General features: G+C 38.5%; 14 protein-coding genes. 6 read left to right on the top strand and 8 right to left on the bottom strand.

Annotation, left to right across the window (positions count from 1 at the left end):
* Nucleotides 1-3 precede the first annotated feature (3 nt).
* The 5 genes from ureE to LXL81_RS09905 all read left to right on the top strand — a co-directional run bounded on the left by ureE (nt 4) and on the right by LXL81_RS09905 (nt 3,436).
* The gene (gene ureE, locus LXL81_RS09925) at nt 4-501 is read left to right on the top strand and encodes an urease accessory protein UreE (protein WP_234646626.1); all 498 of its coding nucleotides are present in this window, start codon (nt 4-6) and stop codon (nt 499-501) included.
* Between the two features lie 65 nt (nt 502-566).
* A complete protein-coding gene (locus LXL81_RS09920; protein ID WP_234646625.1) occupies nt 567-1,253 on the top strand; it encodes an urease accessory protein UreF in 687 nt (228 codons plus the stop codon).
* Nucleotides 1,254-1,319: 66 nt separating this feature from the next.
* Nucleotides 1,320-1,955: an urease accessory protein UreG gene (gene ureG, locus LXL81_RS09915; protein WP_234646624.1), complete on the top strand. Its 636-nt coding sequence runs from the start codon at nt 1,320-1,322 to the stop codon at nt 1,953-1,955.
* On the top strand, nt 1,952-2,731 hold the full coding sequence (locus LXL81_RS09910; protein WP_234646623.1) for an urease accessory protein UreD: 780 nt from the start codon (nt 1,952-1,954) through the stop codon (nt 2,729-2,731). Before ureG ends, LXL81_RS09910 begins: the two co-directional genes overlap by 4 nt.
* Before the next feature lie 3 nt (nt 2,732-2,734).
* Nucleotides 2,735-3,436, top strand: coding sequence for a hypothetical protein (locus tag LXL81_RS09905; protein ID WP_234646622.1), 702 nt, complete (start codon nt 2,735-2,737; stop codon nt 3,434-3,436).
* Between the two features lie 343 nt (nt 3,437-3,779).
* On the opposite strand, the gene LXL81_RS09900 is transcribed toward LXL81_RS09905, so the two are convergent.
* The 8 genes from LXL81_RS09900 to LXL81_RS09865 all read right to left on the bottom strand — a co-directional run bounded on the left by LXL81_RS09900 (nt 3,780) and on the right by LXL81_RS09865 (nt 12,926).
* Nucleotides 3,780-4,421, bottom strand: a complete 642-nt coding sequence (locus tag LXL81_RS09900; RefSeq protein WP_234646621.1) for an RNA polymerase sigma factor — start codon at nt 4,419-4,421, stop codon at nt 3,780-3,782.
* A gap of 566 nt (nt 4,422-4,987) precedes the next feature.
* Nucleotides 4,988-8,047, bottom strand: coding sequence for a lantibiotic dehydratase (locus LXL81_RS09895; protein WP_234646620.1), 3,060 nt, complete (start codon nt 8,045-8,047; stop codon nt 4,988-4,990).
* A 121-nt stretch (nt 8,048-8,168) separates the two neighbouring features.
* Entirely contained in the window at nt 8,169-8,543 is a 375-nt protein-coding gene (locus LXL81_RS09890) for a hypothetical protein (protein WP_234646619.1), read from the bottom strand.
* 56 nt (nt 8,544-8,599) lie between these two features.
* Entirely contained in the window at nt 8,600-8,737 is a 138-nt protein-coding gene (locus LXL81_RS09885; RefSeq protein ID WP_234646618.1) for a hypothetical protein, read from the bottom strand.
* Nucleotides 8,738-8,914: 177 nt separating this feature from the next.
* Nucleotides 8,915-9,583 (bottom strand): sensor histidine kinase, encoded by a 669-nt coding sequence (locus LXL81_RS09880; protein WP_234646617.1) that lies wholly within the window; start codon nt 9,581-9,583, stop codon nt 8,915-8,917.
* A 512-nt stretch (nt 9,584-10,095) separates the two neighbouring features.
* Nucleotides 10,096-10,884 (bottom strand): LytTR family DNA-binding domain-containing protein, encoded by a 789-nt coding sequence (locus LXL81_RS09875; RefSeq protein ID WP_234646616.1) that lies wholly within the window; start codon nt 10,882-10,884, stop codon nt 10,096-10,098.
* 773 nt (nt 10,885-11,657) lie between these two features.
* A complete protein-coding gene (locus tag LXL81_RS09870) occupies nt 11,658-11,984 on the bottom strand; it encodes an HU family DNA-binding protein (protein WP_255713697.1) in 327 nt (108 codons plus the stop codon).
* Between the two features lie 135 nt (nt 11,985-12,119).
* Nucleotides 12,120-12,926 carry an MYG1 family protein gene (locus LXL81_RS09865; protein ID WP_234646614.1) on the bottom strand — a complete coding sequence of 269 codons (807 nt, stop codon included), beginning with the start codon at nt 12,924-12,926 and terminating at the stop codon, nt 12,120-12,122.
* A gap of 193 nt (nt 12,927-13,119) precedes the next feature.
* Between LXL81_RS09865 and LXL81_RS09860 the strand changes: the two genes are divergently transcribed.
* Nucleotides 13,120-13,977 carry a hypothetical protein gene (locus LXL81_RS09860; RefSeq protein ID WP_234646613.1) on the top strand — a complete coding sequence of 286 codons (858 nt, stop codon included), beginning with the start codon at nt 13,120-13,122 and terminating at the stop codon, nt 13,975-13,977.
* The last annotated feature ends 65 nt before the right edge of the window (nt 13,978-14,042 follow it).

The following is a 14,042-nucleotide window of genomic DNA, read 5'->3' as shown; positions in this document are numbered from 1 at the left end:
ATCATGATCATAAAAGAGAAGCTTGGGAACATTAGCACTTTCGAAGTCGCAGGCAGGCATATTGACTGGCTTGAAATGCATTGGTATGAAACCCGGAAAAGAATTCAGCATAAAAAAACACGTTCAGGAAAAGAGATAGCCATAAAATTTCTAAGCGAGTCGCCGGAAATTACCCAGGGAGATGTGTTATATCATGATGAATTTATGATCATCGCCGCTGAAATTCTGCCCTGTGATTGTATCGTTGTAAAACCAAAGACCATCTTCGAAACCGCCTCGCTGTGTTATGAGATCGGGAATAAACATTTACCGTTGTTTTTCGAAAATGACAGTTTGCTGGTGCCTTACGAAGCGCCTTTATTCAGACTTTTAACAGCACAGGGTTATCAGATTTTGCGTGAAGATCGCAGACTTTTGCAGCCTTTAAAAACGACGGTATCACCACACGGAGATCAAAGTAGCACCAGTTTATTTTCTAAAATTATGCAGCTGACCACGTAGAGACAATGAAAAATATAGGTGAAATATGAAATAGATGGTGCCAGTCCAAGTTTTCTGTTCGTACTATGAATCTTCAGCTTCTCAATTTATTACAGCTTAGCGACCCGACACTTCCCATAGGAGGCTACGCGCATTCTTCAGGACTAGAAACGTATGTACAAAAGGGTATGGTGAAAAATCTGGAAACAGCTCAGGAATTTATTATGCAAATGCTAACTAAAAACTTCAAATATACCGATGCGGCATTTGCTTCACTTGCATATGATGCAGGCGTTAATCATGATTTTCAGCAGCTGTTATCACTGGATCAGGAATGCAGCGCGCTAAAATTACCGAGAGAAATGCGTGAAGCAAGCCAGAAATTAGGTAACCGTCTGACGAAAATCTTTCAGCCTTTATGCAGCAGTGAAATCACTGAAAAGTATTTGGATGCCATTAAATCAAAAACCGTATCAGGGCATTATTGTATTCTTTTCGGCTTGTATGCCAAGTCTTTACAAATTGACAAAAAACAAATGCTGACAGGATTTTTCTATAACACCACGGTTGGTTTCATCACAAACAGCGTAAAGCTTATTCCTTTGGGGCAGCAGGACGGGCAGCAATTATTATTTTCGTTTCTACCTGTGATTGATCATCTGGTTGAAGAGTCGATGCAGCCCGACAGAGATCTTTTAGGCTTATGCTGTCCGGGATTCGATATAAGATGTATTCAGCATGAAAGTTTATATTCAAGACTTTACATGTCATAAGTTTTTTAGAAATAATAGGCTTGATTTTACTCAAACGGTCAGTAAGCCATAAAACATTAAATTAGGATGGAAAGAAGTTACATAAAAATTGGTGTGGCAGGCCCGGTAGGTTCGGGGAAAACGGCTTTGATAGAAAGGCTTACGCGTCAAATGGCGGCCATTTATAGCGTGGGTGTCATTACCAATGACATTTACACAAAAGAGGATGCAGCATTTTTGACACAAAATAGTCTTTTGCCGGAAGACAGAATTATTGGCGTAGAAACCGGCGGTTGTCCCCACACGGCCATTCGCGAAGATGCAAGCATGAATCTGGAAGCGGTTGAAGAAATGGCAGGCCGTTTTCCGGATATTGAGATAATTTTTATTGAAAGTGGCGGGGATAATTTGTCTGCAACTTTTAGTCCTGATCTGGCCGATGTCAGCATTTTTGTAATAGATGTGGCTGAAGGAGATAAAATTCCCAGAAAAGGCGGTCCCGGTATTACCAGAAGTGATTTATTGGTTATAAACAAAATCGATCTGGCACCCTATGTACATGCAAACCTGGAAGTCATGGAGCGTGATTCAAGAAAAATGAGAAATGGACAGCCCTTTGTTTTTACCAATCTAATGAGCCTTCAGGGGCTCGATACGGTCATTGACTGGATCAAAAAATATGCATTATTGGAGCAGATTCAGGATCCTGCATTGCTGAGATGATTGCCGCTCTGCACATTCATGCGGCACTTCGCGGGAAGGCGACTTACTTAAAACGAAGTTACTTTTCGCCACCTTTAAAACTAGCCGATATCACGGAGAACCGTAGTCAGAAATCGCTGCATCTTATGCAGATGAGTTCATCGCCCGGAATTTTAGATAATGATCAGTTTGAAATAAGGATTGAGCTCGAAGAAAATTGTCATTTGCAGCTTCATACACAATCGTATCAAAGACTTTTCACAATGAAAATGGGTGCGAGACAGACAATGACGGTAAATCTGGCGGCAGGAGCATCATTCATTTATTTACCGCATCCGGCAGTACCGCAGGCAAATTCAATTTTCACGACCAGAAACAAAATCTATCTGGCGCAAAACTGCCGTTTGATCTGGGGTGATATCATTACATGTGGAAGGAAATTAAATGGAGAGATTTTTGAGTTTTCAAAATATCACGCTGTCACCGAAGTTCTTGTTGAGAACAGGTTGGTCATCAAAGAAAATATCTGCCTGATTCCTGATGCGATGACTATTAACGCCATAGGTCAGCTTGAAGGTTTTACACATCAGGCCAGCCTTATTTTTCTCGAAGGAAGAAAGGATTGCAGTGCTTTAACCCGGGAGGCCACTTTATTTTTAGAAACTCAAGGCGAAATAATTTTTGGCATTACGGCGGCACCTGTGTCAGGACTTTTAGTAAGAATTCTTGGTAATAAATCCGAACAACTCATTAACTGCCTTAAAAGTTTAACGAAAATTTTTACAACAGAAGATTAACATATGCAGACAGAATTGCAGGTTTTGCTCGCAGCAGCCATAACGATCGCCTGCCTTCATACCTTAACAGGGCCGGATCATTATGTTCCATTTATTGCCTTGTCAAAATCCAGAGGATGGTCTTTTTCTAAAACAATCTGGTGGACTGTCGTCTGCGGATGTGCCCATGTCTGGAGTTCCATTTTACTTGGGCTCGGCGGTGCCGCTATCGGTTGGTCACTTAGTAAGGTAAGTTGGCTCGACGAGATCAGAGGCGGAATTGCAGGCTGGATGTTACTGGGTTTTGGAATAATTTATGGTATCTGGGGACTGCTGAATGTATATCGCAATAAAAGTCATAAACATTTTGATGTTGAAGAAGAAGGGGAGATTTACGTCTATGAGCACAGACATGGGCAGGTCGTAAGAGCTGGCGAAAAGCATAAAGTAACGCCCTGGGTCATGTTCATCATTTTTCTTCTGGGGCCTTGTGAACCCATGATACCTTTATTGTATTTTCCGGCAGCTCAAAATTCTTTAACCGGAATGCTTATGATGATCGCAGTTTATACCACAATCACCCTTGCAACAATGGTGCTCATGGTTGTCCTAGGTTTCTACGGACTTACGTTTTTCAAGGTGAATAATATGGAGAAATATATGCATCCTCTAAGTGGACTGACTATTTTTATCTGTGGTGCGGGGATGGTATTTATGGGATGGTAATTGAAAATTTGTTCCTGTTTTTAAAATCAAATCTCCCGGTTATGGCCGGGAGACTGAAAGTAATATTCACATTATTGATTTTGCCCAATTTTTTGGATTACAGTGTATGTATTTAGCCTTTGTCTATCATCTTCGAAGAATCTGATGGTGTGATACAAACGGCCGGCATAAAACAGGATTTTTAATTTATATTTTGATGATGAAGTGTAAATCCTTTTGAGCAGAATTTTTTTTGCTGTCTTTATTTTATCGTTTTTCCATATGACGTGTTATTTCTAAAAAGTAACGAATTTTTTCTATGTCCAGATTAATAAAATGTATTGATCTGAATTATAATTTGCTGTCATTTGCCAAAAAACTGGTTTAGTAATTCAATGACCTTAATAAGAAAAATGCCCAGGAAGAAAGCAGTTTCCATATACTTGTTCCTGAATTTTTCCTTTGTTCTCAGCAGACGCATTTTGACAGAACTTTCAGTTACTTTAAGAATTTCTGCTATGTCGCGAATGCTCATTTCGTCAGCATATTTCATCAGTAAAAGTCCTTTTTCATCTACGGTCAGCTGATCCATAGCCAGTTGTAATCTTTTGGTTTCAACATCGTCGTGATCAAATAAATTATTTAAGTCAGTGTCGTCCGGGATTTCAAATGTCTCGTCATAAGAAATTTCGCCACTTCTTTTATAGGACCGGAGCTGGTCCATGCAGTGATTGTAAGTAATAGAATATAACCAGGTTGAAAATTTAGAATTCTCTTTAAATGTACTGAGCCGAAGTATTAATTTAAAAAAAATATCATGGGTCAAATCTTCCGCTTTGGCTGAATCTTTCACAAAAAACAGGCATTTCTGATAAACTCTTGTTGCATATCTTTCATATATTTTTTCAAAATAACTATTGCGCTGAGTCTGAACATATAGCTTTACAAGGTCTTCATCAGTATAATTTTGATCATCAACTTCTTTTTTTAACGGTTTTTCAGACATACTTTCAAAAGGGTAACAGGCGGGCCTTGAAGTTTTTAATTTTAGGTTGAACAGACCAGGCAAATGTCTGATCTGTATTTTTAATAAGTTGATGTAAAGTTAATCGCTTGAAAAAGGCTCTAACCTTAAAAATCCGACTTGCAATTTGCAATACTGACAAGCCTAATCCTTTGCTGTGTAAGAGGCTTAACAGTTGTATTAAAACTGAATCAGGTATGCAATATTATTTTGGTCAGCAGTTATTAAACCCTGAAACGTGATTTAATAAATGTTTCGGCATAAGACGGGGCGTGTCAAAAAAAGTAACGAAATTTTTCTATTATTTGCCGAAAAAATTTGATCCGAGAAAACCAGAAGGATCTTCAAATCTTATCTTATTTATTTTTGATCAGGTCGTTTTGATTCATGGAAATCCCTGAACTTATTTGGATATAGTAGTACAGAGATGAAAGGCATACCAAATTTGAAGGGAAGTATAATCATCAGGGATTCTGAATGACCTTCTTTAAATGCAGATAGGCAACAAGGTCGATATAAACGAATTGAACATAACCGGATAATACCGGTTAACCTTTCATTTTAATCTGACGGGCGTTTACAGAATCGTAATGTTTGGCAAGACAATGGTATAGTATCAGTTCGTAGGCGCGTTGCTTTGTGTTGAAAGTGCGGTTAACACTCATATGGATCAGGCTGCTCAGAATTGAAAAATACTGATTCCGATCGGATAAATTTTCCGAAAGTCTGCTCAGGCTAATTTTGAATGCCGGGCTAATTTCTATATTATCAGGCTCGACTACCCGGTCAATGATATCTTTAAAATTTCGGTAATGCATACCAAGTTGTTTACGAAGCGTGCTGTTACCTTCAAACTCTTTAAAGAAAGTCTCTTTGAGGTTTTCCATTATGACAACGCATTCGGAAATTTCCAGACCAGCATTTACCAATAGCAAATTTATCCGACGGATAGAAAGTTCGAACCTGGTGATCTCGTCGGGAATGTCGTCAACTGAATGAATAGCATTCAAAAAATCCATACTGTCCAAATGAAATAAATTCTCACAAACTTCAATTTGTTCGTGACCATATCTTTCAATCTCCCTTTCATACGTATCAAGCTGAATTTTGTACACAAGTCCGCTTTGAATATATTCTTCAAGTGTTTCTTTGATAACATCAATCACGCGATGATAAAAACCATTTTGCGGATCACCTTTAAAACGAAGTCTTAAATGGTAGTCGGGATCCTGGTAACGGACAAAGAAAAACTGCGTTACAACATTTTTTTCCAGCAATTCGTGGATCAACGGATGAAGCACAAGCAGTAATTTATCAGAAGATTTTTCTTCACAATAAATTTTAAAATAAAGCCATTCACTGCCAACAGAAAAGCTCCGTTGGGCAATTTCTCCGGAAACTTTCTCTGAAATTCCTTTTATAGGAGCGGCTTTTGTATTGCACAGCGGAATCACAATTTCATTCGTAAATCGAAATTCATCCTGACGAAGGAGGCTGTTATCTGATGTAAATAACGTTTCAAAAACACGGATTTCGTCGTTTTTGTTAATTTCCTGCATGAGGATTTGTAGGGCAGGAGCAATACGTATATCGATCAGAAGCTCATTATCTCCGGAAGTAATGACGAACTGAGGCGGCAAACCCATAGCAGTGAGTTTTTTTGCTACATATTCGGAATCGGAGGATCTAAAATCATAGGTCCGGAGCAGCCAGCTTTCTCTGCTCAAAATCAAGTTCTTATATTTTACACGGGGGAGATGTGGTTGACCGCCAAACATAGCCCAGTCCCACTGCATATTAAGGTCAGAATCCTGTGTCTGTAATGCGCACAAAAACTTGTAAATCGGAAGTCCTTTGGTAAAATTATGTGCATTGGAAAGCCTCGGGATTATCCGTTTATTCAACCGCTTTGACCGTAGTAAAATCCTGTCATTTATTATGGAAATCATTAAATCCTGGACAGGAATCTGAAAGTTCTCATCCACCGAAGCGTGTCCCATGTATGGAATTTCGTAGCGATGAGCTACCGGCCTTGTCATAATGTTGCCGGCTGCGGAATCAGGACAATGAACAATTTCTGCAAAAATTACATCAGGACTATTTTGTTCCTCCAATGCTGCCCAATGGAGTAAGTGCTTGCTTAAAGTTGGATCTGCTTCGTGAAAACGACTCATAATATTGGCAGCTGAAGGGCCGCTGCATGTCAGAAGATTAAATAAAAAATTACCTTCATCGGCGGCTTCGCCGGATTTGGCAAGAAGATTTCCCAGTATATAAAAGCTGAAAGGTAAAGACGAAGTCTTTACCTGATCCATTTTCTTTAAGTCTTCAATATCGTTTAAGTCTCTGTCTGTCAGCTCAATTTCTGACAACTGATCTCTTATAAAACGTGTGTATTTTTCTATTAACAGATTTTGCCACCAATCCGGCTGCTGAGCTGTTTGTTTTTTCTGATTTTTAGGGAAAGTCAGCTCTTCGATCATCGGCGTGTAACTGGCTCCCAGCGTACTTTGGAGTCCATAACCGATACCTGTTTGATGATCCAGTGCCGTTGTAAGTGCAACTTCCTGCTGTTGATACCTATCCAGAAATCTTCTTTTGAATTCGTCCAGCTCGTGATTGTTCCTTGGTTTGTTTAAAACAACCAAACGTGAAAGCTGCTTGGTTATCGTGGAAATCAACTTTTCCGATATTTGATTAAACTGGCTGAGCGCAACTGTATCAACGTGAACCAGGTCCTTCTTAATGGTTGGGATTCCAAGAAAATCCAATTTGTCCCGCAGTTTTTGATACATCTCAACCCGGTTATCCTGCTGACCGAGAAGTTGCAGAAGGGAGTTGAGATGGCCGTTAAGTAATTGTGTGTGCTCTAAAAGAGCAACATTTTTGATAATCGTCTGCAGGTAGCTGGCACCGGTCACATTAGGTTCCAGCTCGGATACAAGAATTCTGTTTTCGATTAATTCGTCTATAAAATCATAAGCTTCAACGGCTTCGATATCATAACTTTGTAATAGCGCAATGAGCGCTGGTATCTTTACGCCCCTTCCCGCCTTTTCTAAAATGAGCGACAAGAATTCGTTGTTTTCCAGCGAACTGATGAAGTAATTCCGTTTGTCAATTTCAACAACCTCTTCAATATACCGAAAATCGTTTCCTACCGTATAAAGAGAACTGTTCACTGATAACGTTAGCTGCATACGAATGCTCTGTTGTCTGATCAGCCATTCCTTTATGGCAATCATACACTCCATATCCAGGCGCGTATGTTTGATCAACACATCCTCACTACTAACCCGCATATCAGTGTCACCACCGATTGTGCCGGTTGAAGTCAGCGCAAAGTAGCCATAAGGAGTACAACGCGTACTCATTCGGACCAGATATTTGTATAGGGTAATTTCCAGCTTGTCGGCCTCAGAAACATTTTCTGCTTCTAACCACATTTCAAATCTTTCAAACAAAGCCGCCGAGGCAAGAAATATTGCTTCCTTAGCACCCGAATTTGTTATGTACCATTCTTTTAGTACATGAAGATTTTTTTCTTCTAAAAACACGTGGTGAAATTTCTCAAGCTGATCAACGGCAATAAGTGGTCGCCGTAACATAAACAGGCCAAAGTGAGAAATCATAAGGTGCGGGCACTGACGTTAGTTATTCAGAAAATTAAAGTTAAGGTTGCAAGATAACAATTGAAAACCACTAATGCCCATAGCTATTAACCTGAATTCAGGCACTTTTTCTGCGATAAGCAATATCTTTGAATTTTTCCAACGCCCTTTGAAGATTCGCCGGGGGAAATGGTTCTTTCAAAAAGTATAAGGGATCAAGTCCGTATCCGGAAAACAGGTATTCGGGATATGAAGCTGAAACAATAAGTGCCTGCTGCTTACGTAGTTCCGACAGAATACTTTCAGGAACTGCCATTTCAGGTGAAGGCAAACTTGCAAATACAAGATCATAAGAACCTGTTTGCAACGTGTTCAATGCTTCCGCCGAATATGCGCCGGCCCAGGTCAGTTCAAGGCAAGTCGTACGTCGTATAAAACTTTCCAGAAAGCTGTCGGCAAGCCACCACTTTTTGATAAGAATACATCTGTACAACGGCTTTGGATTTATCTGAAAACTGGATTCAACAGTATTCGACCAATTTACCGCGTTCACAGTAGGAATGAAGTCATGCCTGTGTTATCTTTTGATTGCTGAGCACCGTTTTTTGAACTTAATGAAGTGATTCTTTCTTTTTTAAGAACTAGACGTTTGCTGGCAGATGCGGAAGTAGTTGATTTCGATTGCATGATAATTGATATTTGAAGTTTTAAAAACGTTTGAATCTAAATAGTCTTTGTGACTGTTTGATGAAACAAATCTAGCATATCTGTACAGCGGGTTGAAATTATTTAGACGTACAGGTAGACGTTTTTCGATAAGCGGGAAACTATTACCGATCAGTGCATTGGTCGGTGGTATTGCTTTCAGGCACCAAGAAATATCTGAAGCGTAACTTCATATTCCTTTTCAGTTTTTTGAAATGATAATTCATGCATGCCGGGATATAGCATGCTCAGGCGTTTGCGGGTATTGGAGAGACCGATTCCGCCCGATTTTTTTGAGGGCGCAATTACAATTGGCGTTTTGCTATTTTCCGGAAGGCTGTTCTGAACAGTAAAATATAGCGTGTTATTTTCTACAACAACAGAAATATGGACATAGGACGATTTTATGCTTAGATTGACACCATGCTTAAATGCATTTTCGACGAGTGAAATTAAAAGTAACGGTGCAATTTTATGACTATCGGTAATACCCTCAGTATCCATTGAAATAATAACCAGATCCGATGAGTGTCTGTATTTTTCGAGATCAAGATAATTCTCAATGTATTCAATCTCTTCTGTCAAAGGCACTCTGTCTTCGTTAACACCATACAAACTGTAACGCATCAATCCGGATAGTTTTAGGACCAGGTCAGAGGCCTGGTCATCCACATCCAAAGTCCGGTTATAAATACTGTTGAGGGTATTGAATAAAAAGTGTGGATTGATCTGGGACTTCAGGAAGCCGAGTTCAAGTGCCAGATTATCCCTTTCCAGTGCCAGATTATTGTTTTTGAGCGTCATATTGTGTTTCTGAATCTCAATCATGTCCCTGAAATATTTAATACTTAAATAGATGGTAGGGACTTCAAAGCTATACCAGAAATTCCACGAAGCCACTTTTGGCATCGTAAAACAGCCAAACCACCCGGCATGGATTAGAAAAAGACTGTATACCTTCTGTATCCATACGTCTTGATAATTGCCTGATGCGTAGCCGTCACTGTATGGCAGCAGGCGCAGGATGGAAAAGTAATTACACCAATATACAAGAAGGTAAATCACTAAAAAACTCAACAAGAAGGGAAGGACTTTCTTTTTGTAAAGGTACCTGGGAAAGATAAAAAGGCTGAAACAGTAATAAATGAAAAGAGTTTGGAAGAAAAATATTATGCATAAGATGTTTGTAATAAACAAGTTATCTCGTGTAAAAGGGCCGATCGAAAAATATTTGCTGATAATCCAGGTTAGCCCACATAATAAAAGATGAAAAATAATAACCCCCGCTTTTTTATTATCAAATATCGAATACAAGCTGATTTTATTTTTCATCGAAATTCTTATTTGTTTTCAGCTGCTTTTTTCAAAGCTTCCAGTACAACTTCTCTATAAGTAACTCCAATGTCGACCTTCCTGCCGTCTGTCGTAGTAATTTGATTTCCGTCTATTTCTCCTATGGCATTGATCCTGATAATATTGGAGCGGTTTACACGAATAAAACGGTTCACCGGCAGCATGGATTCCATTTTAGTCATGGTACTCAGGGTGATAATTGTTTTTCCGGGTAGAAAAATTTTAATATAGTCCTTCATTGCCTCTATCAGCAAAATATCTTCCGGTATCACCCTGACAAGCTTTTTATCTTCCTTTATTAGAAGAAAGTCACTTCCATTTTGTTCTCTTTTGGTTGGTGAAGGCAACTTTAAGGGCATCGATGCGGAAAGGTCCTGCTGGCTTATTCCCGTTTTTTCTGTGTTCAGCGAAAGTAGTTCGGTAACCCTGTTGATTGCTCTGATAAATCTTTCGAAGGAAACGGGTTTTAGTATATAGTCTGTCACTTCATGTTCAAAACCTTCCAGGGCATAATCGGAGTAGGCAGAAAACATTAGGATTTTAGGTCTCATGTTACCCTTTAATGACCTTATAAATTCAAAACCGTTCATTTCCGGCATTTCTACATCCAAAAATATTAAATCCGGTTTAAGGCTCTGCATCTGGAAAAGGGCATCAACAGCATTTCCAAATTCACCGACCACTTCTAAAAAAGGTACACGGGCAACAAATTTTCTGATGACTTCGCGTGCACCAGGCTCATCATCGATGATAAAACATTGTAAAATCGCACTCATAGTCGGTGATTCATCTGTTCGTCTGAAAATTTACCGCATTGGTCGAATAATAGTAAAACTGGTCGAAATTGTTTCTGTTCCATAACTCAATACATGTATTTTTATTACGGAATTAGTATTATCAATTAATGGGACTCAATAACAGTAAGGAAGGTTTTATGTCTGTTAAACTAATTTTTTTTGATTAAAGGCTATTATCGTAATCCTCATATTCAACTGTAAACATAATATTAATATACGCTACTTTTAAATATACAGAATTACAAAATTCCATAAGGTTAGTAATACAAGGGGTTAGGTGACAAAATATATTTTTCAGGTACTTGTAAAGACATAATAAATGCTCAACGTTATGATGGTTAAATAAGGTTTTATGTTTTTCAGGAAATTGAAAAACTGATCCTATAGTGTGTGCGTAGTGAGGAACAGGATTACATTTTTTGTAATCCTGTTTTTGTTGATAAACACTTTATGCAGAAACTTTCTCGTCAAATCCTGAAAATTTTCAGCCGTGCGTATCGTACATTTTTAATTGGGATTTCTAACGGATGTGTGATAGCAATTGTATATGCCAATTTACTAAAAGTATACGACATCCTTTAAGGAATACTAATTCCATTTAGGATATATACCGATATAATCTTATTTGAAGGTTTCTTAATGCGGGGAGAAGAAGCTGCGCGGAGATTTACAGCATAGATGTTATTATTTCGTGCAGATAAAAAATAAAGCAGGCCACATATTCACATGGCCTGCTTTTAAAACGTTTGGTCTTATTGTTCCAGGCTTACTCCCTCTTTGATTTGACTAACAAATTCAGGAGAAGGCTTAAAGAAAGGAATGACATGCGCATCCACGATAATTGTGGAATTAAGTGCAATATTTCTGGCAGTTTTTTGTGCCCGGTGCTTGATTGTAAAGCTACCAAATCCACGGAAATAGACATTTTCTCCTTCACTCAATGAATCTTTAATTGTTACAAAAAAAGATTCAATTATTTTCTCAACGGTGTCTTTTTCGATTCCTGTCTGTTCGGATATCTTCGAAATGGTTTCTGCTTTCGTCATGCGGTCTGTATTGTGGGGTAAAACAAAGTGCAAAGGTAAACCTTTATAAGTTAACACACAGGTTTTTAAGCAGTAAAAGTCTGAGCGTGAAAATATTCCAGCCTGAAAAAATCATTTTCCGGGTTGAAGTAATAAAGATTTTCAAAGCAAAACAGGAAGATTTATATTTTAAAATTGAAAGCGATCAAGTGATCTGGCAAATTCCACAAGCACTGCTTTGTCCTTTACAACAGCCATAAATCCTGAAATATGTCTGAAAACAAATCCATCAAGTTGGGTTATACGCTCGGGAACCACCGCCACAAGGGTGTCAACAGTTTGAAGCTGCCAACCATTTGCGTGAGGTAAGACGGCAAAAATGTGTTCTTTTTTATCTTTCCAAACCGTAGAAAATTGATCAAAAACAGCCACATTATTGTCAAGTACAGTCCTGAATTGATAGTCAGATTCAGATTTTGCTTTTTTAACGGATGAATAAATTTCATTCCCAATAATCTCCTGAGCAATATCTGTGGCCTTTAAAAACTGTTGATACTGCATGGGAGCATCGGTCATATCTCTGTTAAAGCCACCCAGGATCCCGGAAGTATTTTTAAATCCTTTTGGGAGTGTAGACCAAATTTCAAAAATATTGTCACGGTTGGTATCCATGACGTCTATGGATGAAATAAACCTTCCAAAAAAGGCCTGGGCATCAACCGGACAAATTTCATTTTTAAAATGCTCGTAAATCAATCCTGCGGCTGATAATAGTTCTTTATTCTGATGGTGATCAAAATTGAGCATCTCCGGATCATAAACTCCGCCGACATCCAGAACTAGAGTGTTTTTATCCGCAACTGCTGCTTCAAGTACTTTTGGGGCACGGGTACGTATTAATTCGAATTGATAACCGGCCTGACGAAGAAGGGCGACGGCTATGATCTCATCTGCGTGAAAGGCTGTGTCATGCGTAATGACGGTTGTAAAAGACATAAATAGATTGTAAGATTTCCGCTAAATTAACGAATTCAACCTAAATCCTCCTTACCAGTTGCACGATTGAGATGGCAACATTAAATAAATCTATATCGGAAATACCGTATAATCGATATTGTCAAAATAATGTTATTTATATATTATTTATAATTAAATTTATACCAATAATCACTTTTAACCCTTTATGATCATGGAAACCAGCGATATACTTAAATGGTGTACAGTTCTACTATTTACATTTTTTTTATCCTGCACTGATCATTTGCCTCCACAAAGTTTAAGGGTTAAGAGTATCACGCAAACACTTCCTAACAGCAACGGAATAACCAACATAACAGAATTTAATTACGACAATGCAGGCCGTTTAAGTAATCTCAAATCTTACCAGTTGCCGGATAGTAATGCAGCGGTCAGATCCCGTACGATTTACACCTATGATGGCAATAATATGCTTTTAGCAGTGACCAGGAATTTTAGTGATCTGAAAACTGAAAGTTATCAGTTTGGCTACAATCAGGCTGGCAAAGTCAATAAGCTTGATTATAGCGCATTAGCAGATGATGTCTACAAAATGACTTTTCAATATAGCGGAAATATGCTTACGGGAAGTGAAAGGAAATTTAACTTTTCGTCTGTTTCTTATATTAAGAGCGTTCTTTACAATTTTCCTGGCAATAATCTTGGATCAGTAAGTTCTGTAACCACATTCACAAAAAATGTATCGTCGATCACAAATTCTGAATCTGAATATACTTATGATGATCAGGTAAATCCTTTCTATGGAAACTTCATCATTCCTGCGCCCAACGGGCCGGCAAGACCTTCTCAGGGAAATTTCAATTATTATACATACTATGGCGGAATAGATAATTTTCTGTCTCTCAGCAAAAACAATATACGATCAGAATCAATAGGTGATTACCAGGCCACTTACGACTACACCTATAATGGTCAGGGGCTTCCGCTTACACGTGTTACAAAAAAGAAAAATGGCCAGAATGAAAGTTATATTGACGAAACCCTGGAATACGTTTATGAAACATACTGACATCTTATCGTCTTCAGAATCAAACGTATGTCACTACCGTCAGTAATTTCCACAAACAATAATTT

This window comes from Dyadobacter sp. CY356 (genome assembly GCF_021440195.1).
Taxonomy (GTDB): domain Bacteria; phylum Bacteroidota; class Bacteroidia; order Cytophagales; family Spirosomataceae; genus Dyadobacter.
The sequence above is the reverse complement of the archived record's forward strand: the minus strand, read 5'-3'. Positions and strand labels throughout refer to the sequence as shown.

Excerpts from the sequence above, each read along its gene's own strand:
- ureG (WP_234646624.1), top strand. The coding sequence starts at position 1,320 with ATGGAAAGAAGTTACATAAAAATTGGTGTGGCAGGCCCGGTAGGTTCG.
- LXL81_RS09875 (WP_234646616.1), bottom strand. The coding sequence starts at position 10,884 with ATGAGTGCGATTTTACAATGTTTTATCATCGATGATGAGCCTGGTGCA.
- LXL81_RS09900 (WP_234646621.1), bottom strand. The coding sequence starts at position 4,421 with ATGTCTGAAAAACCGTTAAAAAAAGAAGTTGATGATCAAAATTATACT.
- LXL81_RS09905 (WP_234646622.1), top strand. The coding sequence starts at position 2,735 with ATGCAGACAGAATTGCAGGTTTTGCTCGCAGCAGCCATAACGATCGCC.
- LXL81_RS09865 (WP_234646614.1), bottom strand. The coding sequence starts at position 12,926 with ATGTCTTTTACAACCGTCATTACGCATGACACAGCCTTTCACGCAGAT.
- LXL81_RS09910 (WP_234646623.1), top strand. The coding sequence starts at position 1,952 with ATGATTGCCGCTCTGCACATTCATGCGGCACTTCGCGGGAAGGCGACT.
- LXL81_RS09885 (WP_234646618.1), bottom strand. The coding sequence starts at position 8,737 with ATGCAATCGAAATCAACTACTTCCGCATCTGCCAGCAAACGTCTAGTT.
- LXL81_RS09860 (WP_234646613.1), top strand. The coding sequence starts at position 13,120 with ATGGAAACCAGCGATATACTTAAATGGTGTACAGTTCTACTATTTACA.
- LXL81_RS09880 (WP_234646617.1), bottom strand. The coding sequence starts at position 9,583 with ATGATTGAGATTCAGAAACACAATATGACGCTCAAAAACAATAATCTG.
- LXL81_RS09920 (WP_234646625.1), top strand. The coding sequence starts at position 567 with ATGAATCTTCAGCTTCTCAATTTATTACAGCTTAGCGACCCGACACTT.
- LXL81_RS09895 (WP_234646620.1), bottom strand. The coding sequence starts at position 8,047 with ATGTTACGGCGACCACTTATTGCCGTTGATCAGCTTGAGAAATTTCAC.
- ureE (WP_234646626.1), top strand. The coding sequence starts at position 4 with ATGATCATAAAAGAGAAGCTTGGGAACATTAGCACTTTCGAAGTCGCA.